Source organism: Mycobacterium sp. D16R24, from assembly GCF_002013385.1.
Taxonomy (GTDB): domain Bacteria; phylum Actinomycetota; class Actinomycetes; order Mycobacteriales; family Mycobacteriaceae; genus Mycobacterium.
In genome coordinates this window covers 1-2,041 of record NZ_MAEV01000057.1, presented here as the reverse complement: position 1 = coordinate 2,041, position 2,041 = coordinate 1, and the positions used below count along the sequence as shown (strand labels likewise).

Here is a 2,041-nt window from a genome sequence, read left to right as displayed (position 1 = left end):
ACCCCATGGATCGAGGTGGTGCCCCGCCAAGACCATCCCCACGGAGTGCGGGTCAAAGGCGGCGCCCGCCGCATCTACATCGGCGACGATCTGGAAGCGCTGTACTCGGCGTACGTGTGGCAGCTCGTCGATGTCGGCGCCGACGAACTCGTTGAGAACCTGAACACCCATTTCGTGTTCGTCAACCTCGCCGGCGGTCCACTGTTCGCGCCGCTGCGACCAGAATCGGTGTACACCAAGGTCCGCTCGATCACCAAGGGTGCCCGCGGTGTCCTACCGCAGCAGTGGTCGCCGCATTGGCTGCGTCACACCCACGCCACCGCGTTGCTGTTGTCGGGGGTACCGCCACATGTGGTGATGCGGCGCCTAGGTCATCAAGACATGCAAACCACGCTCTCAACGTACGGCTGGGTGACCGAGGACGCCGAGATGCGCACGCTGGCGCAGTGGAAAAGCTTCGCGGCCGGGTGGAAAGGGCTACATGATGACCCCACTTAACCGATCCGGGCCCCGTCGGGGCACCGGAGCGTCCGCACCAGCGGCCTGGGAGCAGCAATGGGCCCAAGTGCCCGAGCAGTGGCGCACACCGGCATACCGGATCGATGCGGCACCGGCCTGCGAGGTATTCACGCCAAACAAGTACTACCGGCCCCGCGCTGACGGAGAACCCTACGACTTCACCCCGACGGGGCCGCCCCGCTTCGCCCACGAGTTGGCCTGGTGGGTGTACACCTGCTGGCGAGAAGGGCTGTGCCGCATCGATCCTGGCGACCTCAAATGGCTACTGCGGACCCTACCGTCAGCAATCGCCGACTATCAGCACGGCCACGGGCGCCCCCCGGAAAGCCTGCTCGATCTTGACGCCGCCGAGATCATCCGGCACGGGGTGCTGCTGTTCGAACGCCGCAACGGGCGTCTGCCCACCCCGGGGTATCGCCGCAATTTTCAGTACACCGTCGACAAGCTATATGTGCTGCTCTCGGTGCGCTGCGGCGGTGCGCCCTGGTGGTCCCATGATCTATGGGATCTGCGCATCGATCCGCGCATCCCCCAGCGCGAACACGAACCCCGCCACGATCAAGCACTCAAACTCGCTGGCATTCAACCTAACTGGCTGCGCGAGGGGCTGCGATTCTGGATGCGCACCGCGCTGACTCATCAACTGTTCACCTGGACAACAGCCATCTCTCGCAGCGGTAACCTGGGTCGACAACTGGGCACCTTCTGCGTCACCAAGGCGCTGGCCGACGACCCGCTGATCGCCGACGACCCCGACACCCTGCGCCAGATGTTCCTGGACTTCCTGAACTATCTGCGCAGCCCGCAAGCCTCCGCCAAACCCGGCGGGCTCACCGACTACATGGTCGCCGAGATCCAATACGAGGTGCAGTCCTTCTACACGTTCATGTACGACCACGCCGCCGACGCCGCCGCCGGCACCGGCAATCAGCGCTGGAAAGACCTCACCACCGCCCACACCCGGCTATGGTCGCCGACATACGCGCCGCGCAAGACTAAGCGCCACCGCGAATTGACCTGGTACAGCACCGCCGATCTACAAAGGATGCTGGCCTACCTGGACGTCCTGGGCGCCGACAGATCCCGGCGAGTGGTGCTCACCCACCCTGACGGGGCCATCTCGGTTGTGCCCGGTCTAGGCGATCCGCAAGCGGCGCGCGCCTGGCTGCTGCAGGCGATGACCGGGCGGCGGGCCTCGGAAATCCTGATGCTCGATCATGAGCCGCTCACCGCGATTCCGGGCCGTGAACGGCCCGCCACCGGCGACACCGATACGTTCGTGGCGCGGCTGCGTTATCAGCAGACCAAAGTCGAGGGCGTCGACCCCACTATCTTGGTCGAACAAGCTGTCGTGGAGGTCATCGCCGAGCAGCAGCGCTGGCTCGCCCAGCAGTACCCCGGCGTGAGCTCCAAATACCTGTTTGTGGGGATGCTGCATCAACATCAGGGACAGCGGGCACGGCCCTACAGCTCCTACCTGAACTCGCTACAAAAACTCGACAAGGTCCACCGGTTGACCGAT

General features: G+C 64.7%; 2 protein-coding genes. Both read left to right on the top strand.

The features are described 5' to 3' along the window. Positions 1-498 (top strand): tyrosine-type recombinase/integrase (locus B4383_RS26075; protein ID WP_176138505.1); only part of this gene is annotated, 498 nt, incomplete at its 5' end. After that, positions 485-2,041, top strand: a 1,557-nt coding sequence (locus B4383_RS26070) for a transposase (RefSeq protein ID WP_139361068.1), incomplete at its 3' end; no start/stop codon positions are given. The genes B4383_RS26075 and B4383_RS26070, both read left to right, overlap by 14 nt.